The following is a 20,869-nucleotide window of genomic DNA, read 5'->3' on the forward strand; positions in this document are numbered from 1 at the left end:
TGGTAGAGCAACGGACTGAAAATCCGTGTGTCGGCGGTTCGATTCCGTCCCGAGCCACCATTTTAATTTAATATTGTTTTGGCGGTTGTGGCGAAGTGGTTAACGCACCAGATTGTGGCTCTGGCACTCGTGGGTTCGATTCCCATCAATCGCCCCAAACAAATGCGGGTGTAGTTTAGTGGTAAAACCTCAGCCTTCCAAGCTGATGTCGTGGGTTCGATTCCCATCACCCGCTCCATTTTTATATTGTCGTGGGCCTGTAGCTCAGCTGGTTAGAGCGCACGCCTGATAAGCGTGAGGTCGGTGGTTCGAGTCCACTCAGGCCCACCATGATAATTTTCCACAGTAGCTCAGTGGTAGAGCTATCGGCTGTTAACCGATCGGTCGCAGGTTCGAATCCTGCCTGTGGAGCCATATGGAGAAGTACTCAAGTGGCTGAAGAGGCGCCCCTGCTAAGGGTGTAGGTCGTGTAAGCGGCGCGAGGGTTCAAATCCCTCCTTCTCCGCCATAAGGCCCGTTGGTCAAGCGGTTAAGACACCGCCCTTTCACGGCGGTAACACGGGTTCGAATCCCGTACGGGTCATTAAAAAACCTTGCATACTATGCAAGGTTTTTTATTATGAGTTCATATTGTAAATGGTAAAAGACAGGTATGTGGCAAAAGCGCTCCATAATAAATAAGGAACCAAAAGCCAGGCTGAAGCTTTGCTGTATTTACTGGCAATCATCAATAAAATGAGTGTTGTAACGGCTACAAGCAGGCAATCGATAGATGCAGCAAGCAAATTTTTCTGTGTGAATTGAAAAAAGCTGAATCCTTGATTCACGATATAATTGATGAGAAGCATCACCCAGAAAGCTTTGGATTCTTTACATGAAAGCTTTACGTATACCAAGGCTGCTGACAGGGAGATAAGTGCAAACAAAACCGCCCATATGATGCCTATTACTGATCCGCTCGGCGTCCAGTCAGGTTTTTGAAGCGCGTCGTACCATTCCCGATCTACGGGAAAGAGAAACCCCGCTAAGGAAAACAAGGCATATGTAATGATAAATACAATGATCGCACCGATATACTTCTTTTTCATCTCTTCCCTCCATTGTTCAATGTCATTCCCGATTTTAGAAAGGTCAAACCTTTTTGAGAGCTATGCATCAATAAGTGTATGAGTTTCCATTGCAAAAATGCAACAAATGTAAAAACCCCGGCTTACCGGGGTTTTAGTCAGCATGAAGATCGCCGAAAGTCGTCATAATTCCTTCTTCATCCAGTTCCTGTTCATATTTTTCGTGGTCTCTGCTTGGATACACGGAAATGTTTTTTCCGGTAATATCTGTGGCGATAAAATTTTCATAATCCTCAACATAGCCGATGTTTTCTTCTGAGTTCATTGTCATATCGTTGTAGCTGAGAGGCGGAACCTCTAAATCTTGAGGTGTTTCTGAGTTTCCGTATTCCTCTACATCCTGATAGGAGTCTTCACTATCGTAAGGCGGCCGTATTGATTCATCATCATCAAATTCAAACTGTCCGAACGGTGTTTCCTCTTCAATCGGCCTGTCTTTAGAAACGGCATCCTGAGAGGAATATTCCGCCAAGGTGGTAGCCGTCGGCAGAGCTTCCAGTCTGTCATAAGGGATTTCTTTGCCGCTGACTTCACAAATACCGTATGTGCCGTTTTCAATTTGTTTCAGGGAGTAATCAATGTCGCGAAGGTGCTCCCGTTCATGGTCGAGGAGAGCAAGATCTTTTTCACGCTCGTATAATTCAGTCGCCTGATCGCCGGGATGATTGTCATAGGAAGACAATTCGCCGGATGACTGATACGGGAATTCATCTGTTAATTGAAATTGGTCATTCTCTTTAAAACGACTTAAGATATCATGTTTGGCTTCTTCGAGTTCTTTTTTCAAATGTGTGATCTGTTCGTTTGTAAGCACATCATTCCCTCGTTTCTATGTGATGCTTATGACTGTTAGTATGAACGTTTTTGTGCAGAAAAATGGTGGATAAAAATGGTCGTTTTCCCACAGTAAAGTAAAGGATACAGTGATTGCCGAGAGTGGGGAAAGAAAATTCAAGTTTGTTTCTTTATTCATTTGCGCAAAAAGGTTTATAATAAGAAATGCAGGCATTTTGTCGTGCGCAAATCTGTGTGTTTGACACAAAGTCATCACAGGTGTATTGTATTAAAAGCATTTAACGGATTATGGAGGAATGTCTCATGGTGACAACGGTGCAGCATACGTTCCGAGAGGAAGCAGATCATGCATTACATAAAGCCAAACAAGTCAACCATGCTGTCTTATTGAGCTATTCAAGACGTATTGCGTCTTTAGACCCTCTATCATTTTTCAAAGACGGAGCAAAAAAATATAAAGGCAAACGATTTTTTTGGTCAGAACCCGGTAGTGAATTAACAATAGTCGGTCTTGGCACAGAAGCGCTGTTCCAATCGAATGAAAAAAACGAAAAACGTTATCAAGACGTTTTTGAACAATGGGAGCGCTTTAAAAAGACGGCTTATCATATTCATGAAGAAGAAGAGGCGGCGCAAACCGCGGTCGGCCCTGTCTTATTCGGCGGTTTTTCATTTAATCCCGCTGAAGAAAGAGGAGACGAATGGGATGGGTTCGAAGAAGGACTGTTTTTTATTCCCTCACTCATGCTGACAAAGACGGCGGATGGTGATTATTTAACCGTCAATCAATGGGCGGCAGACGGCAATCAGGCAGAAGATGTGCTGAAACGTCTGAAATCTTTTTCTGAAGCTTTTACAGTTTCTTCAATGACATATGAGGAATATCCTGATTTAACAAAAGCGGAAGAACTAGATGTAGAAAACTGGCTTGACGCCATTAAAACAGCAACAAATGATATGAAAGCAAATCAATATGATAAAGTCGTGCTGGCAAGGGAAGTCGTTTTGTCATATGACGGGCCGATTCCGGCGGAGAGCGTTGTCCGCAAGCTTTTGACGGATCAAACCACAAGCTATGTTTTTGCGATTGAGCAGGGAAATAAATGCTTTGTCGGCGCTTCACCGGAACGGCTGATCAAAAAATCCGGCAAAGACGTCATGTCCTCTTGTCTGGCAGGTTCAATTAAGCGCGGAGAAAGTCAGGAAGAAGATGACCGTCTCGGCGAAGAATTGCTGCATGACGAAAAAAACCTGGCGGAGCATGATTTTGTGGTTCAGATGATAAACGATGCTTTTTTATCGAGCTGCAGTGATGTGAAAAAGCCTGCAGGTCCGCAATTATATAAAACAAAAAGTGTGCAGCATCTATATACACCGATCACCGGCCGTCTTAAAACGTCCGCTTCGCTGTTTGATTTAATTGAAAAGCTGCATCCCACACCGGCATTGGGCGGAGCGCCCCAGCAGAAAGCTGTTGATGTTATCGCTGAAATTGAACCGATGACACGCGGGTGGTACGCGGCGCCGATCGGCTGGATGGACGGCAGGGAAAACGGAGAATTTGTCGTGGCCATCCGATCAGGATTGATTGAAGACAAAAGGGCGCGCCTTTTTGCAGGCTGCGGCATTGTTGAAGATTCAGATCCGCAATCAGAATATGAAGAAACACAAATTAAACTAAAGCCGATGATCTCTGCTTTAGGAGGTGAAAGGCTTTGACAAACCCGATTACACATTATATCGGAAGCTTTATTGATGAATTCGCTCTTTCGGGTGTAACCGACGCGGTCGTTTGTCCCGGATCGAGGTCGACTCCGCTGGCGGTTTTGGCAGCGGCCCACCCGGATATTCAAGTCCATATACAAATTGATGAACGATCCGCAGGTTTTTTCGCACTCGGTCTTGCAAAAGCCCGCCAGCGTCCGGTCATGCTGATTTGTACGTCAGGAACGGCAGCGGCTAACTTTTATCCGGCCGTGATTGAGGCTCATTATTCAAGAGTGCCTCTCATTGTCCTGACTGCTGACCGGCCCCATGAATTAAGGGAAGTAGGGGCGCCTCAGGCGATTAACCAGCATTTTCTGTTCGGTAACTTTGTTAAGTTTTTCACAGACTCGGCTCTTCCCGAGGAAAATCCTCAAATGCTGAGTTATATCAGAACTTTGGCCGACAGAGCCGCAAGTGAAGCGGGGAAGCAGCCGATGGGACCGGTGCATGTCAATGTGCCGCTCAGGGAGCCTTTGATGCCTGATTTGTCAGCCCGGCCTTTTGAAAGAATGAGATCAGATCGGCATGTCTCTGTCACAACAGGGATTCAGTCTGCCGATCCGGCTTCACTGCGTCATATTACAGAGCGTCTTGCGAATACCGAAAAGGGGATGATCGTCTGCGGCGAAATTCACGGTGAAGCAGAAAAACAGCAGATCCTCGCGCTTGCCGAGATACTTCAATTCCCGATTTTGGCTGATCCGCTTTCAAATCTGCGAAACGGAAAGCATGATAAGGCTCTGATCATTGATGCTTATGACTCGTTCTTAAGAGATGAGGAGATAAAAGAAGTGCTGCGTCCGGAAGCTGTGATCCGCTTCGGTCCGATGCCGGTTTCCAAACCGCTCTTTGTATGGCTCAGGGATGATCCTGCCATTGAGCAGTTTATCGTCGATGAAGACGGAGGGTGGAGAGATCCCACTCAGGCCGGCGCGCATATGATTCATTGCCATCCGTCAGTATTTTTGGAAGCGGTCCGTTCAGTTGAAACGGGAAGACGGCCGTCCGGATGGCTGGAGAAATGGCAGTTTGTCAATGAACGGTTCCGCGGCCATTTACAGCATGCGGGCATGGATAATTTGTCATTCGAAGGAAATGTATATCGTCACCTTCAGCACCTTGTTCCTGAAGACAGTTCGATTTTTGTCGGCAACAGCATGCCGATTCGCGATGTGGATACTTTCTTTGAAAAGCAAGATCGTTCCTTCCGCGTCTATGCCAACCGCGGTGCTAACGGAATTGACGGAGTTGTTTCCTCGGCTATGGGCGTATGTGAGGGAACAAAAGCTCCCGTCACGCTTGTGATTGGAGATTTATCGTTTTACCATGATTTAAACGGTCTGTTAGCGGCTAAAAAACTTGGAATTCCGCTTACGGTTATTTTAATAAACAATGATGGCGGCGGGATTTTCTCATTTTTGCCGCAGGCATCTGATAAAACTCATTTTGAAGAACTGTTCGGTACGCCGACGGGCCTTGATTTCAAGCATGCCGCAGCACTGTATGGCGGGACGTATACTTGCCCTGAGACATGGGAAGCATTTAAGGATGCGTATCAGCCGCAGGCGGACAAGCCCGGACTTCATATTATCGAGCTGAAAACAGATCGGACCTCAAGAGTTCAATTCCATCGCGATCTGCTGCAGGCCGCAGTGCGGGAAGTGAAAAAAGAATGGAGACTGTAACTGTCAAAATGGCTGACGGCGTGTGCTACCGGGTGAATGATACCGGTGACCGCTCGTCTGAAGCAATTGTTTGTCTGCACGGATTTACGGGCAGTAAAGAATCATGGATGTTTCTGCGCGAAATGTTTCCCGGCGAGCGAATGGTGATGATTGACTGCCTGGGTCACGGGGAGACAGACGCGCCTGTGCAAGCGGCAAGGTACAGTACGAGCCGGCAGGTTGCGGACCTTGCCGCCGTTTTTGATCAATTAAAACTTCACAAAGTGAAACTTATTGGTTATTCTATGGGGGGAAGACTTGCGTATTCCTTTGCACAGGCATTTCCGCATCGGGTGTCAGCGCTTGTTTTGGAAAGCTCCACTCCGGGTCTCAGCACGCTTCAGGAACGCAAAAAGCGGATTCAGTCAGACCGGAAGCTTGCAGACTTTATATTGAAGGAAGGCATCACATCGTTTGTCGATTATTGGGAGGGCATTCCGTTGTTTGCCACGCAGCTTTCTCTGCCGGACAGCGTAAAGGCGTCCATCCGTGCCGGCAGGCTGAAAAATAATCCGTCCGGACTTGCAGGCAGTCTGCTCGGAATGGGGACGGGCTCGCAGCCTTCCTGGTGGGATGCATTAGACCGCATCAAGGCGCCCGTTCTGCTTATATGCGGTGAATGGGACGAAAAGTTTTGCGTGATTAATCAAAAGGTGCATAACCTGCTCCCATCAAGTAAAATAGAGGTTGTCAAACAGGCGGGGCACACGGTACATGTGGAACAGCCGCGAATTTTTGGTAAGATAGTAAGTGAGTTTTTATACGGCTTGTAAAGCATATAGAAAATAGCTTTTCGGCCGGACTCAGGCAAAAATGAAGGAGGTCATATCAATGGCTGCAGAATGGAAAACTGAACGTCAGTACGATGAAATCTTGTACGAGACGTATAACGGTATTGCAAAAATAACAATTAACCGCCCGGAGGTACATAACGCATTTACTCCTAAGACGGTATCAGAAATGATTGACGCATTTGCTTGTGCGCGTGATGACTCTAATATTGGTGTCATCGTTCTTGCGGGAGCGGGAGATAAAGCATTCTGTTCAGGCGGAGACCAAAAAGTCCGCGGTCACGGCGGATATGTCGGAGACGATCAGATCCCGCGTCTGAACGTGCTTGATCTTCAGCGTTTAATCCGCGTGATTCCTAAACCGGTTGTAGCAATGGTTTCAGGTTACGCGATCGGCGGAGGCCATGTGCTTCATATCGTCTGTGATTTAACGATTGCGGCTGATAACGCGATTTTCGGTCAGACCGGACCGAAAGTGGGAAGCTTTGATGCCGGTTACGGCTCAGGCTACCTGGCGCGTATCGTCGGACATAAGAAAGCCCGTGAAATCTGGTATCTGTGCCGTCAATACAATGCGCAGGAAGCGCTCGACATGGGTCTTGTCAATACGGTTGTCCCATTAGAGAAACTTGAAGAGGAAACTATTAAATGGTGTGAGGAAATGCTTGAGAAAAGCCCTACAGCCCTTCGTTTCCTTAAAGCGGCATTTAACGCAGATACAGACGGCCTCGCCGGAATTCAGCAATTTGCGGGAGATGCAACACTTCTTTATTACACGACAGACGAAGCGAAAGAAGGCCGCGATTCCTTTAAAGAAAAACGCAGTCCGGATTTCGGTCAGTTCCCTCGTTTTCCGTGATCAGATGACACTACGAAACAGCTTGAGCCGCTCTGGTCCAAGCTGTTTTCTTTTCAAACACAGTACTTTTACCTCGGAGATGATAACATGCTGACAGAACAGCCAAATTGGCTCATTCAAAGGGCTCAGCTGACACCTGAGAGAATCGCTCTCATATTTGAAAACAAACAGATGACATTCAGAGAATTGTATCATGCTTCTGAACAAATGGCCGCGCGGCTGTCCGAATACTGCAAGCTTAAAAAAGGAGACCGTGTCGCAATTTTGCTTTCTAACCGACCGGAAATGGTTTATGCCGTTCACGCCTGCTTCTTATTAGGAGCGGAAGCGGTGCTGTTAAATACGAAGCTCTCAAAACAGGAACGGCTGTTTCAGCTCGAAGATTCAGAGGCGAAGCTTTTATTGACGGAAGACGGTTTTTGCCGCGAAGATTATGAATCTGCAGTCGCTGTCGCAGATGTGGACGAGCTGCAGGCTGAAAAGGCGGGTGACATGGAGCCGGAAGCTTATGTAACGCTTGATGATACGGCGACTCTTATGTATACGTCAGGAACAACGGGAAGGCCGAAGGGGGTGCAGCAGACTTTTGGAAACCATTATTCCAGCGCTGTATCGTCTGCGCTGAATCTGGGGGTCACGGAGCGGGACCGCTGGCTTATTGCGCTGCCGCTGTTTCATATCAGCGGTCTGTCAGCGCTGTTTAAGTCGGTCATTTACGGTATGCCCGTCGTGCTGCACCGAAAATTTTCAGTTACTGATGTGCTTGCCAGCATCCGCTCACACCGGGTCACGATCATATCAGCGGTGCAGACAATGCTTTCAGGCCTGCTTTCGGAAATCGAACAATGTCCGGAATCATTGCGGTGTATTCTGCTTGGCGGAGGGCCGGCCCCGCTGCCGCTCCTTGAAGAATGCCGAAGAAAGCAATTTCCGGTCTTCCAGTCTTACGGCTTGACCGAAACCTGCTCACAGATTGTCACGCTTTCTCCGGAATTCAGCATGGAAAAGCTCGGCTCGGCCGGTAAACCGCTGTTTTCATGCGAGATCAGAATTGAAAAAGAAGGAAATCGCTGTGCGCCGTTTGAACACGGTGAAATCACGGTAAAAGGCCCGAATGTGATGAAAGGCTACTATCATCGTGATGAAGCGAATCAGGCCGCTTTTCATAATGGCTGGTTTAAAACGGGCGATCTTGGTTATTTAGATGACGAAGGGTTTTTATATGTGCTGGACAGACGGTCGGATCTCATCATTTCAGGCGGAGAGAACATCTATCCGGCTGAAGTGGAAGCGGCGCTGCTTGCCCATCCGGCTGTAGCGGAAGCAGGTGTTTCAGGAGCCGAAGATCCAAAGTGGGGGAAAGTGCCGCATGCCTTTCTCGTGCTGACTTCTTCTGTCAGTGCAGAAGAGCTGGCCGACTTTTGCCGTGAACGCCTTGCAAAATATAAAGTACCGGCTGCTTTTTTCGCGGTTGACGAGCTCCCGCGGAACGCGTCCAATAAACTGATGAGACATCGGCTGAATGAGCTTCGTAAAGGAGAATTGTCATGATTAAGATTGAAAAAATCACCCTTTATCATGTAAGTATGAGGCTGAAAAAACCGTTTAAAACAAGTATTGAAACGCTGCAGGACCGCAAATTTTTGATCGTGGAGGCGATCGATGAAACCGGCAGAACCGGCTGGGGGGAGGTATCGGCGTTTTCTTCTCCTTGGTATACAGAAGAAACGATTCAGACATGCGCGCATATGCTGAGAGATTTTTTCATCCCAAATATCGTAGGCCGCGAGTTTTTCCATCCGTCAGAAGTGCCTGACAGTCTCGCGCGTTTCAAAGGAAACCGCATGGCAAAAGCGGGGCTCGAATCAGCCGTGTGGGATCTATATGCCAAGAAAAAGGGGATATCTCTCGCAGAAGCCTTAGGGGGCAAAAGAGATAAAGTGCCCGCCGGGGTCGTAGTGGGTCTTGCTTCGGATGATGTGATGCTTCGGGAAATTGAGCAATATTTAAAAGAAGGTTATCAACGTATAAAAATAAAAATTCAGCCCGGCCGTGACGTTGATTTGGTCAGAGCCATCCGCAGCCGTTTCCCGAACTTACCGCTGATGGCGGATGCCAACTCGGCATATGAACTGAAAGACATCAGCAGGCTGAAAGAATTGGATGAATTCCAATTAATGATGATAGAACAGCCGCTTCAGGCAGATGATATTGTCGATCACCGCCACCTGCAAAAACATTTGAGAACGGCGATATGTCTTGATGAAAGTATATGCTCATTTGATGACGCGAGGCGGGCGATTGAGCTTGGAAGCTGTAAAATCATTAACATAAAACCGGCGCGTGTAGGAGGCCTGACAGAAGCTTTAAAAATACATGATTTATGCAGAGAGCATCACATGCCGGTATGGTGCGGCGGAATGTTCGAGACCGGCATTTCGAGAGCGCAGACAGTCGCGCTTGCTTCGCTGCCGCAATTTACGATACCGGGTGACATTTCCTCATCAGACCGATACTGGGAGGAGGATATCGTCACTCCTGACATCCGTATCGAAGAGGGATTTATTTCTGTTCCGGACGGTCCTGGACTGGGTGTCAGCGTGAATCAGGAAGTAATGAGAAAATACGTCACCCAAATGGACGTTTTCACAACGAACAGCTGATAAAACTTTATTTCAGTAAGTTGAGTACACTGTAAGCTGCTGTTATATTAAAACTGTTCAACATCACCCCTTCCCCGTTTGAACCGGCTGAAAAAGCCGGTTTTTTTAGCAGACGAAATGCGATAATTTTTTCAAACAGTCTCAGCTTAACATCGTAAGCGTTGCTTTCTCGATACTGATTGTACCGTCTGCCGCCGCCTATTTGCCGGCAAACCGCCTTTCTGCCATGCTTCTCATCGGCGCGGAAATGAAAAAGAGCTGTATAAAAACAGCTCTTTTTTTATAAATCATACGGTTTAAAGGTTTTGCAATCGGTTTCTTCACTTTTTTCAGCGGTTTCGCCTGTATGGCTGACAACATAAATCGCGTCGGCCGTGCATTTGTTTCCTTTGCCCCAATAAGAGCAGTTATTGACTTCACACAGTATTTTTTGATGATCCATGCTGACTCCCCCTCCATAATAAAAGGTACGCCATTAGTATGAACCGCTCTGATTTCTGTTATTCCTCCTGGCGGATATAACGTCTGTCTTTCATAAAGAGCTTCCAGAAGAAATAAAACCCGGGAAACAAAATAATGAAAGCGACGATATACGTCATAAACAGCGCCTTGAAGGTTGCCGGCTCCGTAAACCCAGACATGACCGTAATATCGGGATAAATCATATAAGGAAGATGGGCCCGTCCGTACGCATAGCTTGCCAGGAAATATTGCAGCGCAATGGCGATCATGGCGATTCTCGGTTTGCCGATGTTCTGGCCGAAGCGTTTATTCGGCAGAAACAGGGCCGCGCCCGCAATAATAAATGTAATGACAGACAGGATGAGCCATGTCTTGTCTTTCATCATCCCCGTATACAGCCAGCCGGCTTCAGAGCGTAATGTCACCATAATGAAGATGGCAAAAAGAAGTGACAGCGGCCCTGTTATTAAAGAGCTCCGTCTGTAGATGCGGTACGCATGCTCCTCTTCCGCAACATTTGAAAAGTCAGCCAGAAGCAGCGAAGATAAAAACAAAGTGCTTAAAATGGCAAAGCCGATAAACGCATACGCATTAGGGCTTGTAAAGACATTTGCCAAATTTAAGTGATACACTCCGCCCGTCTTGTCGATAAATCCCCCGTGTGTGACCGGAAGGACCAATATCAGCACGGCAGGAATAATGAAGCCTGAAATTCCGGAGATATATCTCATGATTTTTCTTTCCTTCGCCGTATTGGAGAAGACGAGAAAGCCGCTGCGGATCGCTAAAAGCAGCAGAATGATACTCCCCGGAATCAATAAAACGGTCCCCAGCACGAAGGTTGCCCCGGGAAAGAAGCTGAAAAGGGCGACAACGATCGCGACGATAAAGACATTGGTCACTTCCCATGTCGGGGACAAATAACGGTTGGCGATGTTTGTCGCCTTTGTTTGTTCTTTATTTAAATAAATCATCGACCAAAAGCCGGCTCCGAAGTCCATCGTTGCCATGACCGCGTAAATAAACACGAAGCCCCATACGATTGATATCGCGATGAGAGCGTCCATGGTAATGTCCATTTCAATTCAGCCCTTTCTTTGTTAAGATTCCGCCGCTTTTACATCCTCCTCAACGGGATGTTTGCGGAAATAATAAAGCAGCACATAAATGACTGCGGCCGCCAAAATGGCGTATACCACCGTAAACAGGATGAACAGCAAGCCGATTGAACCGGTTGTGGTGACGACATCTGATGTTTTCAGCAGATGATAAATCACCCATGGCTGCCGTCCCGTACAAGCGAATATCCACCCGAATTCAATTCCGATCAGACTGAGCGGTCCTGCTGTTAAAAATAAAATCAAAAGCCAAGTCGGAAAGCTGTCTTTCTTTAAGATTTTTCTCCATACGATGCCGATGATGGAGTATAAAATGAGCAGCATTCCGATGCCGACCATTCCGTTAAACAGTGTATGGATGAATAAAGGCGGCCACTCGTCTTTCGGAAACGCGTTCAACCCTTTAACGACGGTATCAAAGCTGTTTGCAGCCAAAAAGCTTAAAGCCCACGGCACTTCTATCGCCCATTTTACTTTTTCTTCTTTTGGATCGGTAAAACCGCCGATCGCAAGCGGAGCGTGTGATCTTGTTTCGAACAGCCCTTCTGCGCCCGCAAGCTTTTCAGGCTGGTATTCGTAAAGAAGCTGGGCAGATTCGTGTCCGTTTAAAGAAGCAATAATGGAAAAGATTCCGCCGATCGTTAAAGCGAGCAGCAGCGCTTTTCGGTGAAACCGGTATATCTGCTCCTGTTTTCTCGTTCTTAGCATTTTATAAGCTGCTACTGAGGCGACGATAAATGCACCGGTCATGAAAGCCGTCAGAACGACATGGCCCGCGGTGGTGAAAAAGCTTGGGTTAAAAAATGCGGCCCACGGTTCGACGTCAGTGATTTTGCCGTTTAAAATTTTAAAGCCGGCCGGCGTTCCTTCAAATGCGTGAACATTTGTGATTAAGACGGCAGATGCTGCGGCGCCGATCAAAACGAAAATAACCGCAATGATGCGCATCGCCGGAGTCAGCCGGTCAGCGGCATAGACATAAATGGACATAAACAGCGCTTCGATAAAGAAAGCATAAATTTCAATTTGAAACGGGAGTGACATCACTCTGCCGATGACTTCCATGAATCCGGGCCACAAAAGAGCAAGCTGTGTACCCGCGATCGTTCCAGTCGGTATCGCCACGCCGAGCAGAACCGCCTGCGCCTTTGTCCACCTTTTCGCCATAATGGCATAATGAGGATCTTTGGTTTTTTGATAAATTAATTCAGCCATTAAAATCATCAGAGGCAAGCCGACACCAAGCGTCGCGAAAATAATATGAAAGCCCATGGTTGTCCCGAACAGGCTTCTGGCTAACACTAAATCATCCACGTCATAAACCGCCTTTCTTATTACCGTTTTATGTAATGTGGTTATATTATTTGCTGAAGCCATTAGATTATTCTTCTGATTCCATATATGAGCAGGGTTTAGAAATCAAGGGATCGGGGCATATATGATTGACAAGCGCCTATTTAAGGTTTAGAATAAAACGTAATTATTACGATTTGAGAAAGGGAGATCAGCATGAAAAAAGATATTCATCCGGATAACCATCGAGTGATTTTTCAAGATGTGAACAGCGGCTACCGATTTTTAAGCCGTTCAACGAAAACGTCAGAGGAAACGGCAGAGTGGGAAGACGGAAAAACATACCCGCTGATTAAAGTAGAAGTCAGCTCAGATACGCATCCGTTTTATACAGGCCGCCAAAAGTTCAACGAAAAAGGCGGGAGAGTCGAACAGTTCAACAAAAAATACAATATGGGAAAATAAGACAAGTCCGAGGGGGTTTGTCTTATTTATTGGGCCGTCTGTTACTTTGGGATCAGGTGCGGGTAGTGACGAAATGGCCCGCCTTGTGTTATATTGTGAATAAAAAGACAGAAAGGAAACACCAAGATGAGTCTTCTAAACGATATCATGAATTTTAATGAGCAGTTCACTAAAAACAAAGATTATGAAAAATACCAAACATCTAAATTCCCGGATAAAAAGATGGCGATTTTGTCCTGCATGGACACACGCCTTGTTGAATTGCTTCCTCACGCGATGAACATGCGAAACGGCGATGTGAAAATAATTAAAAGTGCCGGCGCGCTTGTCGCCCACCCGTTCGGAAGCATCATGCGCAGCCTTTTAGTGGCCGTATATGAATTAAACGCTGATGAAGTCTGCGTGATCGGCCATCATGATTGCGGCATGAGCAAAATCAACAGCGAGGATATGCTCGGTAAAATTATTGACCGCGGTATTCCGAAAGAGCGGATTGACATGCTGAAGCACTCAGGTGTTGATCTTGATCAATGGCTGAAAAGCTTTGATTCTGTAGAAGCGAGTGTGACAGACAGCGTAAACGTCATTAAACACCATCCGCTTTTCCCTGACAATGTGCCGGTGCACGGTCTGGTGATTGATCCTGAAACCGGTAAACTTGATCTGGTGATCGACGGCTACCAGCATATGGACTAATGCTTTTGTTTTTTTTCCGGTACGGGATCAACCCCGCCCGGATGAAACGGATGGCACTTTAAGATTCGCTTCAAGGTCAGCCATCCGCCTTTTAATGCGCCGTGAGTCCTGACGGCTTCGATTCCGTACTGAGAACATGTCGGATAGAAGCGGCATGACGGCGGCGTCAGCGGAGAGATGAACTTCTGGTATCCGCGGATTAACGCAATCATTATGGTTTTCATCAAAAAAACCACCTTTCTAATGCCAGTATAGAAAAAAAATTTCAGATTGAAAAGCTTCCGCCGCAATTCTTATCGGAAAACTGTGTTATAATGGATGCATATTCTGAAAAAAAGGGAGTGCTATTATGCCTTCAGTAGAAAGCTTTGAGCTTGACCATAATGCGGTTGTGGCTCCGTATGTAAGACATTGCGGGGTGCATAAAGTCGGAACAGACGGCGTCGTGAATAAGTTTGACATCCGCTTCTGTCAGCCGAACAAACAGGCGATGAAGCCGGATACGATTCATACGCTTGAGCACTTGCTTGCGTTTACGATTCGCACACATTCTGAGAAATACGATCACTTCGACATCATAGATATTTCACCGATGGGCTGCCAGACAGGCTATTATCTAGTTGTGAGCGGCGAGCCGACAGCGGAAGAAATTGTCGACCTGCTTGACGCTACGCTGAAAGAAGCCATCGATATTACGGAGATCCCGGCAGCCAACGAAAAACAGTGCGGCCAGGCGAAACTTCATGATTTGGAAGGCGCGAAACGCCTGATGCGTTTCTGGCTGTCACAGGATAAAGAAGATTTGCTCAAAGTGTTCGGATAAAAAACAGGCCTTTTTGCTGTCATGCAAAAAGGCTTTTTTACATATTTCTAAAAAATGTCACACCTTATGTGTAAGCGTTTGCTAAAATAGAAGCAAACATGAAGGAGTGATGGAATGAAACGGGCTGTATTGGCGGGTATGTGCGGTATGGTATTTCTTTTATCTTCTTGCGGAGGCAATGCGGACAAAACCTCCGCGGATGAAGAGCCGAAAGCGCTTGAAGTCAAGCTTACCGGACCGGAAACGGCAGAGCCGCATGAAAAAGCAGAATACAAGGCGGAAGTTTTTTACGGCGGTAAGCGGGTCACGGATGCGGATGAAGTCATGTTTGAAGTATGGAAAGAAGGAAAAAAAGGCAGCGGCAAAACAAGCAAGGCCAAGGAGGAAAAAGGGGCGTATTATCTGCGGACTGAATTCGATAAAGAAGGTGTATATACCGTTCAATCCCACGTAACGGCAAAACAGCAGCACAATATGCCGACTGTAAAAGTGCGTGTCGGGGATGCTGAAGCTGCCGATGATTCCTCCGGCCGTGAGGAAAAGGCGCAACATCATTAAGGCTTGTTTTTATCCGTCAATCCGTTTGATGCGTCCTGCGGCGGATCGATCGTATGCTTTACGTTATAGGCTCTTACCGTCGACCAGATGGATAAAAGCAGCACGGCAAGCACGATAAGAAAGCCGAGACTCAGTAGAAGCAGCATGAAATCCCTCCTTTTTAACAAATGATAACATATTTTCCATCTGGAAAACCAAGGGCTAAAAATTTATGTTTTAACACACGATATATAGGGTATATCAATAGTAAACCAAAGGAGGAAGATTGGCATGTCAGAAAAACTATTGGAAGCAGTTAATAAACAAGTTGCAAACTGGACGGTCATGTATGTGAAATTACATAACTATCATTGGTACGTCAAAGGGAAGGACTTTTTCACATTGCATGAGAAATTCGAAGAGCTGTATAACGAAACGGCTACATATATTGATGACCTTGCAGAGCGTCTGCTGGCATTAAACGGCAAGCCGATCGGCACCATGACGGAATCATTGAAGACTGCTTCTATAAAAGAAGCGGAAGGCAATGAGAGCGCAGAACAAATGGTACAGAACGTTTATGATGATTTCACTGTCATTGCAGAAGAGCTGAAAAGCGGAATGGATCTCGCAGATGAGGTCGGGGATGAAACGACCGGCGATATGCTGCTGGCCATTCACCAGAATATCGAAAAACATAACTGGATGCTGAAAGCGTATTTAGGATAATTAACAAGGGAAGACCGGGGCTTTAGAGCGTCCGGTCTTTTATTTGGCTGCCGAAGATGTTGTCCATTTTTCTGAAAAATCCAGACCGTTCCGTTCACTTTTCATAGAATAATGTAAGGCCGTTTCTGTGAAAGGATGTTGGATCAAATGGGCAGAGACTTTGGCATCTTTTCGTTTTTTGCAGTGATTGTGTCGGCAGCGGGATTTTTCTTTGGCGGTTTTCAGTATTCGTTTCTGATTTTGCTATCGGTCATGGCGATCGAATTTATCAGTACAAGCTTAAAAGAGTCTCTTTTGCATCAGCTGAGCCCCAAAAGGCTTTTTGCGCGGCTGGTCAAAAAAATTGTGACCCTGGCATTAGTCTCAGTTTGCCATTTTTTTGATCAGCTGCTTTATACCGAAGGCGCTATCCGTAATTTGGCTATCATGTTTTATATCTTATACGAATCGGTACAGATTGTGATCACGGCAAGCTCACTGGGCATCCCGGTTCCGCAGGTGCTCGTCGATCTTTTGGACGCCTTGAAAAATAAATTCAAGCGCAAACCGTAACATTTGCTTCAAACGAGGCTATACTAGCGGGTATGATGGTTTTCCTCTGAATTTTTGATAAAGGGCTTCCGAACAAACGCAACTGTGGTATGATGTATGGAAGATATGAAGGAACGGATTAGAGGGATAAACATGTACGAGTTTAAAGACTATTATCAGAATACTGTTCAGCTCTCCTTTGAACACCAGCCTTTTTCAGACAGCCCGAAGCACGTATGGGTCATATGCCGATATGGCGATAAATGGCTTTTGACTGAGCATGAAGACCGGGGGTTTGAATTTCCGGGCGGAAAAGTGGAGCCGATGGAATGTGCGGAGGAAGCGGCCCTGCGCGAGGTGAAAGAAGAAACCGGCGCTGCGGTAAGACACCTTCAGTACGTCGGACAGTATAAAGTTCTCGGCAGGGAAAAGATAATCATTAAGAATATATATTTTGCCGATATTGAAAGGCTTGAAAAACAGGCTGATTATTTTGAAACGAAGGGGCCAGTGCTGTTCAGCGAACTGCCGGAGAATCTCCCGAGAAATAAAAAGTTCAGTTTCATCATGAAAGATTCAGTGCTTCCGATCAGCCTGAAAAAGCTGAAAGAGGACGGCGTATTTCAATCATAAAAACGGAGACCCGGCGATACCGCACGGGTCTTTTTTATATTTTTCCTTTCGTCCATTTTCTTTCTAACCATTCGACTCCCTGATACATCAATGTCGCAAAAACCGCGATGATCAGAAGGCTTAAGAACACCAAAGTGAAATTGAAGACTTGGAAGCCGTAAATGATCATGTAGCCCAGGCCCTTTTCGGACACAAGAAATTCGCCGACAATGACCCCGACCCAGGATAAACCGACATTCACTTTAAGCGCAGAAACAATCGCGGGGGAGCACGCCGGCAAGATGACTTCTTTAAATATGATGCGCCTTTTCGCTCCGAAGGTTTTCATGACCTTAATATAATTCTCATCCACTTCCTGAAAAGCCGTAAAGACGACGATCGTCGTGATAATGACACTGATGACTGCACCCATGGCTACGATGCTTGTGAAACTCGGCCCGAGTGCGACGATAAGAATCGGCCCGAGTGCGACCTTCGGCATCGCGTTTAAAATGACGAGGTACGGGTCTAACACACGGGCGAGCCTGTTTGACCACCATAACAGAGCGGCGAGGCATGTGCCGAGAAGTGTGCCGAGCAAAAAGCCCAGAACGGTTTCTCCTAATGTAACGCCGATGTGAGCCGCAAGAGATCCGTCCGCGATCTTTTCCGCCAAGAGCCGGCAAACGGCAGAGGGTGAGCTGAAGATTAACTGATCGATCCAGCCTGCCTTGCTCGATATTTCCCACCCGGCAAAAAATACGATGAAAATGGCGGCCTGATACGCACGGATCCGGCGTTTTTCTTTTTGGTGTTTTTTCTTAAACTCCTGATGAAGCTGTTCAATCGTGCCGCTGCTGTTTTTCAAGGGAGTTCAGCTCCTTCCATATCGTTTGAAACAGCGGCTGAAAGGCCGGGTCCTGACGCGCGTCAAATGGATCTAAGGACGCGAGCTCCTTGGGCACGGTGAAGATTTGATGGATGGTGCCCGGCTGATTCGAAAATAAATAGATCGTATCGCTCATGGCGATGGCTTCACCGATATCGTGGGTGACGAGCACGGCGGTTTTTTGAAAATCTTTTAATGTTTTGAAGACAAGGTTTTCTAAAGAAAGCTTCGTTTGAAAGTCCAGCGCGGAAAACGGCTCATCCAGAAGCAGCAGTCCCGGGTCGGACGCAAGCGTTCTGGCAAGTGCCGCCCGCTGCCGCATTCCGCCTGACAGCTCTTTCGGATATTTTTTTTCGACGCCGATTAATCCGAGTTTAGGCAGAAGGCTGAGAACTTCAGCCCTTTTTTCTTCTGTTAATGTTTTGGAAATGTGTAAACCGAGCAGGACGTTTTCCTCAATTGATTTCCAAGGAAATAAATAATCCTGCTGAAGCATATAGCCGATTTGGTGTTCTTTATGGTTCGGCACGCTTCCTTCAATCAGCACCCGGCCTTGCGCGGGGGCGATAAGGCCGGCCAGAATGGACAGGAGTGTGGTTTTTCCGCATCCGCTCGGCCCGAGAAAAGAGATGAAATCCCCTTTTTCAATATGAAAATGTATATCTTTCACGGCGGTTGTTCTTTCTTTCAGCGAGAAATAAGTATGTGTCACATGATCCACTTGTAAAAAAGACATTCATGTTCCTCCTATTGTTCTGAGGTGGCTTTTTTGGCGATTGTTGTGTTGACGAGTTTGCTGTACGGAATATGTTTCGGGAGCTCTCCGGCTTCATCCATAATAGCTTGGAGCTGTTCCCATTCATCCTCTTGCAGAACAGGGTCTGAAGAGAACGATTTTTGTTTTTTATAGCGTTCTATTGATGCTTCAATAATGGCTGGGTCGGTATCGGCAAATTCCTTTTGAATCGTTTTTGCGATGTCTTTGGCCGGGTGGCTTTCCACCCATTGCTGGGCGCGGTAAATGGCGCGGGTGAATTTTTCCGCTGTTTTTTCATTGTTTTTTAAATAGCTTTCTTTTGCCATAAAAGTTGTGTAAGGCACTTGGCCGGAAGCTTCTCCGAAGGATGCGACGATATGGCCGATGCCTTCTTTTTCAAATTGGGATGCCGTCGGTTCAAACAGCTGCACATAATCACCGGTGCCGGATGCAAATGCGTTGGAAATGTTGGCGAAATCAATGTTTTGAATCAGGTTGATGTCTTTTTTCGGCTGTATGTGATGTTTTTTCAGGACGTACTCACCGGCCATTTGAGGCATGCCGCCTTTTCGCTGGCCGAGAAATGTTTTTCCTTTTAAATCGTCCCACTTGAATGATGTCTCATCCTTCCGCGCCACGAGAAATGTGCCGTCTGTCTGCGTCAGCTGTGCGAAGTTGATGATAGGATCTTTAGCTCCCTGCGCTTCCACGTAAATGGATGTTTCAGAACCGACCAGCGCGATGTCAGAGCCGTTTGACAAAAGCGATGTCATCGTTTTGTCTCCGCCCCATGTTGTTTGAAGAGACACTTGAAGCCCTTCTTTTTTAAAGAAACCCTTCGCTTCAGCGACATACATAGGCGTATAGAAGATGGAGTGTGTGACTTCCGCCACCTTCACCTTTGTCAGACTTTCTTCCTGTCTGCAGGCCGGAAGAATGAGCAGGAATAAGGCGCATATGACAAAGATGCAGCTCGTTTTGAGCCATTTGTTCACGTTGTAACCTCCTTATATTAAGCGTTAAAATAACCCTTTTTGCTTTACATATCGTATGATGGGTATAAAAAATGTGTGAGTGCCCATATTCAGGTTGGGAAAGAATAAAAAAACTGATGATGAAGGAGGCTCATTTGCTTTGCTGGTTGAAAAGAGAAGGTTTCCGTCTCCGAGCCCGCATGTCCGGCTCTTTGCGGTATGCTACGAGTCAGAAGGGCTGAAGGTAAAGGGGCTCCTTGCCGAGCCTGCGGCGCCGGGAACATACGACGGTTTTTTATATTTGCGCGGCGGCATAAAAAATGTCGGCATGGTCCGCCCGGGAAGAATCGTTCAGTTCGCTTCCCAAGGCTTTGTCGTGTTTGCACCTTATTACAGAGGCAATCAGGGCGGCGAGGGAAATGAAGATTTTGCGGGAGAGGACAGAGAGGACGCGTTTTCCGCTTTCCGCCTGCTTCGGGATCACCCGAACGTCAGGGAAGGCCGGGTTCATATTTTCGGGTTCTCCCGAGGCGGCATCATGGGGCTTTTGACTGCGATCGAGATGGGGCATCAGGCGGCTTCGCTCGTCTCTTGGGGCGGTGTGAGTGATATGGTGCTTACTTATGAAGAGCGGAAGGATATGCGGCGGATGATGAAGCGGGTGATCGGCGGCACGCCGAAAAAGGTGCCGGATGAATACAGATGGCGTTCGCCGTTTGAAAAAGCAGACCGTATTCAAGCGCCTGTGCTGCTCATCCATGGCGAGAATGACGAAAATGTTTCGATCGAACATGCGCGGATGATTGAGGACAGGCTGAAAGAGGCGGGAAAACCGGTAGAAACCTGGTATTACAGCGGTTTTACGCATTATTTTCCGCCGCAGGAAAACAGACGCATAGTCCGGCGTCTGGCGGAATGGATGAAGACAAGGTAAGATAACGGATTTATGATATGATAATAAAGAAAAAGAGAATGAAAGGGGATTTTCATTTTGGGAATGCCTGTTGAATTTAATACAATGATTGTGACAAAAGGCAATGAAAAACGGATAGAGGAAAATATTTTTTTATTGGAGAAAGAGGGCTACCGCGTTTATCCTCTTGATATTCCGATGGACGTGCGCAAAACAAAAAACGGCGAGAAATCCGGCACCGGCGAAGTCCAAAAGCTCGAATGGGCGAACGGCCGGACGAGCATTACATACAGACTCACTTCGCTTCATTCGACTAACTGAAAAAACAAAAGCCGAGGGCAGCA

At 46.8% G+C, this 20,869-nt stretch carries 25 protein-coding genes and 6 tRNA genes; 21 read left to right on the forward strand and 10 right to left on the reverse strand.

The window, feature by feature from the left end:
- The first annotated feature begins 81 nt into the window (after window positions 1–81).
- The 6 genes from Y79_RS0115255 (at window position 82) to Y79_RS0115280 (ending at window position 583) form a co-directional block, all read left to right on the forward strand.
- Window positions 82–157: transfer RNA gene (locus Y79_RS0115255), tRNA-His, on the forward strand.
- A gap of 7 nt (window positions 158–164) precedes the next feature.
- Window positions 165–238: transfer RNA gene (locus tag Y79_RS0115260), tRNA-Gly, on the forward strand.
- A gap of 15 nt (window positions 239–253) precedes the next feature.
- Window positions 254–330: transfer RNA gene (locus Y79_RS0115265), tRNA-Ile, on the forward strand.
- Between the two features lie 9 nt (window positions 331–339).
- Window positions 340–414: transfer RNA gene (locus Y79_RS0115270), tRNA-Asn, on the forward strand.
- A gap of 3 nt (window positions 415–417) precedes the next feature.
- Window positions 418–508 (forward strand) — tRNA-Ser (locus tag Y79_RS0115275).
- Window positions 509–511: 3 nt separating this feature from the next.
- Window positions 512–583, forward strand: a tRNA-Glu gene (locus Y79_RS0115280).
- A gap of 34 nt (window positions 584–617) precedes the next feature.
- On the opposite strand, the gene Y79_RS0115285 is transcribed toward Y79_RS0115280, so the two are convergent.
- Both Y79_RS0115285 and Y79_RS0115290 read right to left on the reverse strand, forming a co-directional pair.
- A complete protein-coding gene (locus Y79_RS0115285) occupies window positions 618–1,088 on the reverse strand; it encodes a TspO/MBR family protein (RefSeq protein ID WP_016938460.1) in 471 nt (156 codons plus the stop codon).
- A gap of 133 nt (window positions 1,089–1,221) precedes the next feature.
- A complete protein-coding gene (locus tag Y79_RS0115290; protein ID WP_016938461.1) occupies window positions 1,222–1,941 on the reverse strand; it encodes a TraR/DksA C4-type zinc finger protein in 720 nt (239 codons plus the stop codon).
- A 284-nt stretch (window positions 1,942–2,225) separates the two neighbouring features.
- On the opposite strand from Y79_RS0115290, the gene Y79_RS0115295 reads away from it, so the two are divergent.
- From Y79_RS0115295 to menC, 6 genes are all read left to right on the forward strand, one after another.
- Window positions 2,226–3,641 (forward strand): isochorismate synthase, encoded by a 1,416-nt coding sequence (locus Y79_RS0115295; RefSeq protein WP_016938462.1) that lies wholly within the window; start codon window positions 2,226–2,228, stop codon window positions 3,639–3,641.
- Window positions 3,638–5,374 carry a 2-succinyl-5-enolpyruvyl-6-hydroxy-3-cyclohexene-1-carboxylic-acid synthase gene (gene menD / locus Y79_RS0115300; protein ID WP_016938463.1) on the forward strand — a complete coding sequence of 579 codons (1,737 nt, stop codon included), beginning with the start codon at window positions 3,638–3,640 and terminating at the stop codon, window positions 5,372–5,374. The genes Y79_RS0115295 and menD overlap by 4 nt, the downstream gene beginning before the upstream one ends.
- Window positions 5,362–6,186, forward strand: a complete 825-nt coding sequence (gene menH / locus Y79_RS0115305; RefSeq protein ID WP_016938464.1) for a 2-succinyl-6-hydroxy-2,4-cyclohexadiene-1-carboxylate synthase — start codon at window positions 5,362–5,364, stop codon at window positions 6,184–6,186. The genes menD and menH overlap by 13 nt, the downstream gene beginning before the upstream one ends.
- A gap of 58 nt (window positions 6,187–6,244) precedes the next feature.
- Window positions 6,245–7,063: a 1,4-dihydroxy-2-naphthoyl-CoA synthase gene (gene menB, locus Y79_RS0115310; RefSeq protein ID WP_016938465.1), complete on the forward strand. Its 819-nt coding sequence runs from the start codon at window positions 6,245–6,247 to the stop codon at window positions 7,061–7,063.
- Between the two features lie 87 nt (window positions 7,064–7,150).
- Entirely contained in the window at window positions 7,151–8,614 is a 1,464-nt protein-coding gene (locus tag Y79_RS0115315) for an o-succinylbenzoate--CoA ligase (protein ID WP_016938466.1), read from the forward strand.
- Entirely contained in the window at window positions 8,611–9,726 is a 1,116-nt protein-coding gene (menC, locus tag Y79_RS0115320) for an o-succinylbenzoate synthase (protein WP_016938467.1), read from the forward strand. Before Y79_RS0115315 ends, menC begins: the two co-directional genes overlap by 4 nt.
- Window positions 9,727–10,006: 280 nt before the next feature.
- Here menC and Y79_RS1000000120990 read toward each other — a convergent pair whose 3' ends face one another.
- From Y79_RS1000000120990 to Y79_RS0115340, 3 genes are read right to left on the reverse strand one after another with little or no spacing between them, the layout of a single operon-like run.
- Window positions 10,007–10,168 (reverse strand): DUF1540 domain-containing protein, encoded by a 162-nt coding sequence (locus Y79_RS1000000120990; RefSeq protein WP_016938469.1) that lies wholly within the window; start codon window positions 10,166–10,168, stop codon window positions 10,007–10,009.
- A gap of 58 nt (window positions 10,169–10,226) precedes the next feature.
- Window positions 10,227–11,267: a cytochrome d ubiquinol oxidase subunit II gene (locus Y79_RS0115335; protein ID WP_016938470.1), complete on the reverse strand. Its 1,041-nt coding sequence runs from the start codon at window positions 11,265–11,267 to the stop codon at window positions 10,227–10,229.
- A gap of 21 nt (window positions 11,268–11,288) precedes the next feature.
- Window positions 11,289–12,620: a cytochrome ubiquinol oxidase subunit I gene (locus Y79_RS0115340; protein ID WP_029575342.1), complete on the reverse strand. Its 1,332-nt coding sequence runs from the start codon at window positions 12,618–12,620 to the stop codon at window positions 11,289–11,291.
- Between the two features lie 195 nt (window positions 12,621–12,815).
- Between Y79_RS0115340 and Y79_RS0115345 the strand changes: the two genes are divergently transcribed.
- Complete coding sequence (locus Y79_RS0115345; RefSeq protein WP_016938472.1) at window positions 12,816–13,064, forward strand: type B 50S ribosomal protein L31; 249 nt, start codon at window positions 12,816–12,818, stop codon at window positions 13,062–13,064.
- A gap of 126 nt (window positions 13,065–13,190) precedes the next feature.
- Entirely contained in the window at window positions 13,191–13,760 is a 570-nt protein-coding gene (locus Y79_RS0115350; protein ID WP_016938473.1) for a beta-class carbonic anhydrase, read from the forward strand.
- Here the strand turns inward: Y79_RS0115350 and yidD are convergent.
- Complete coding sequence (gene yidD / locus Y79_RS0115355; protein WP_016938474.1) at window positions 13,757–13,984, reverse strand: membrane protein insertion efficiency factor YidD; 228 nt, start codon at window positions 13,982–13,984, stop codon at window positions 13,757–13,759. The two genes, Y79_RS0115350 and yidD, sit on opposite strands and share 4 nt — an antisense overlap.
- A 125-nt stretch (window positions 13,985–14,109) precedes the next feature.
- On the opposite strand from yidD, the gene Y79_RS0115360 reads away from it, so the two are divergent.
- Window positions 14,110–14,583, forward strand: a complete 474-nt coding sequence (locus Y79_RS0115360) for an S-ribosylhomocysteine lyase (RefSeq protein WP_003152237.1) — start codon at window positions 14,110–14,112, stop codon at window positions 14,581–14,583.
- Window positions 14,584–14,697: 114 nt separating this feature from the next.
- Window positions 14,698–15,141, forward strand: a complete 444-nt coding sequence (locus Y79_RS0115365; RefSeq protein WP_016938475.1) for a FixH family protein — start codon at window positions 14,698–14,700, stop codon at window positions 15,139–15,141.
- Here Y79_RS0115365 and ytzI read toward each other — a convergent pair.
- Window positions 15,138–15,287: a YtzI protein gene (ytzI, locus tag Y79_RS01000000120190; RefSeq protein WP_016938476.1), complete on the reverse strand. Its 150-nt coding sequence runs from the start codon at window positions 15,285–15,287 to the stop codon at window positions 15,138–15,140. The two genes, Y79_RS0115365 and ytzI, sit on opposite strands and share 4 nt — an antisense overlap.
- A gap of 124 nt (window positions 15,288–15,411) precedes the next feature.
- Between ytzI and Y79_RS0115375 the strand changes: the two genes are divergently transcribed.
- The 3 genes from Y79_RS0115375 to ytkD all read left to right on the forward strand — a co-directional run bounded on the left by Y79_RS0115375 (window position 15,412) and on the right by ytkD (window position 17,013).
- Window positions 15,412–15,849: a Dps family protein gene (locus Y79_RS0115375; RefSeq protein WP_016938477.1), complete on the forward strand. Its 438-nt coding sequence runs from the start codon at window positions 15,412–15,414 to the stop codon at window positions 15,847–15,849.
- A gap of 147 nt (window positions 15,850–15,996) precedes the next feature.
- Window positions 15,997–16,401: a phage holin family protein gene (locus tag Y79_RS0115380; RefSeq protein ID WP_016938478.1), complete on the forward strand. Its 405-nt coding sequence runs from the start codon at window positions 15,997–15,999 to the stop codon at window positions 16,399–16,401.
- 132 nt (window positions 16,402–16,533) lie between these two features.
- Window positions 16,534–17,013: an RNA deprotection pyrophosphohydrolase gene (ytkD, locus tag Y79_RS0115385; protein ID WP_016938479.1), complete on the forward strand. Its 480-nt coding sequence runs from the start codon at window positions 16,534–16,536 to the stop codon at window positions 17,011–17,013.
- A 34-nt stretch (window positions 17,014–17,047) separates the two neighbouring features.
- On the opposite strand, the gene Y79_RS0115390 is transcribed toward ytkD, so the two are convergent.
- Genes Y79_RS0115390 through Y79_RS0115400 form a run of 3 tightly spaced genes read right to left on the reverse strand, consistent with a single transcriptional unit; the run spans window position 17,048 to window position 19,633 of the window.
- A complete protein-coding gene (locus Y79_RS0115390) occupies window positions 17,048–17,860 on the reverse strand; it encodes an ABC transporter permease (RefSeq protein WP_016938480.1) in 813 nt (270 codons plus the stop codon).
- On the reverse strand, window positions 17,835–18,617 hold the full coding sequence (locus Y79_RS0115395) for an ABC transporter ATP-binding protein (protein WP_016938481.1): 783 nt from the start codon (window positions 18,615–18,617) through the stop codon (window positions 17,835–17,837). Before Y79_RS0115395 ends, Y79_RS0115390 begins: the two co-directional genes overlap by 26 nt.
- Window positions 18,618–18,628: 11 nt before the next feature.
- The gene (locus Y79_RS0115400; protein WP_016938482.1) at window positions 18,629–19,633 is read right to left on the reverse strand and encodes an ABC transporter substrate-binding protein; all 1,005 of its coding nucleotides are present in this window, start codon (window positions 19,631–19,633) and stop codon (window positions 18,629–18,631) included.
- Window positions 19,634–19,772: 139 nt separating this feature from the next.
- Between Y79_RS0115400 and Y79_RS0115405 the strand changes: the two genes are divergently transcribed.
- Both Y79_RS0115405 and Y79_RS0115410 read left to right on the forward strand, forming a co-directional pair.
- A complete protein-coding gene (locus tag Y79_RS0115405) occupies window positions 19,773–20,546 on the forward strand; it encodes an alpha/beta hydrolase family protein (protein WP_016938483.1) in 774 nt (257 codons plus the stop codon).
- 57 nt (window positions 20,547–20,603) lie between these two features.
- Window positions 20,604–20,846: a DUF2584 domain-containing protein gene (locus Y79_RS0115410; RefSeq protein ID WP_013353269.1), complete on the forward strand. Its 243-nt coding sequence runs from the start codon at window positions 20,604–20,606 to the stop codon at window positions 20,844–20,846.
- Window positions 20,847–20,869 lie beyond the last annotated feature (23 nt).

The organism is Bacillus siamensis KCTC 13613, from assembly GCF_000262045.1.
GTDB lineage: Bacteria > Bacillota > Bacilli > Bacillales > Bacillaceae > Bacillus > Bacillus siamensis.